This is a genomic window from Marinobacter sp. BW6 (assembly GCF_008107725.1).
GTDB lineage: Bacteria > Pseudomonadota > Gammaproteobacteria > Pseudomonadales > Oleiphilaceae > Marinobacter.
On the sequence record NZ_VIRN01000011.1, the window covers coordinates 1 to 392 of the forward strand.

General features: G+C 63.3%; 1 protein-coding gene. It reads right to left on the minus strand.

Annotated features, from left to right (window positions below):
- The coding region (locus FMN52_RS19765; RefSeq protein WP_162525008.1) for a hypothetical protein at window positions 1-392 on the minus strand (392 nt) is incomplete at both ends.

Below are 392 nucleotides of genomic sequence, written 5' to 3' on the forward strand. Positions count from 1 at the left end.
GTCTTGGGCAGTTTCTCGGCCAGGATGGTCTCAAGCTTGTCGAGATTGGCCTTGTTCTTTTCCGGCATGGTCGCCAGTTCGGCCAGGACCTTGTCGAAATCCGTCGGCTTCGAGGCCTGCAGGTCAGGATCGCCCAACACCTCGTCGACGGTCACCATTTCCCCGGCTTTTGGCCGGTCGGCAACCGTCTTCATGTCCTTCGACAGCGCTTCCAGGTTCTGCTTCAACTCGTAGAACGGATCCGCCTCGGGCAGGGCAAGCGCCCGTGCCCGGACCAGCGGCCAAAGGTCTTCGTCCCCCTCGCCGCCGGCGGCGGTTGCCGTGTCGATCCTGCCGAGTACCGCGTCGATCTTGGCCAATGCGTCATCGACCGCTCCCGGCATGACCTCCTC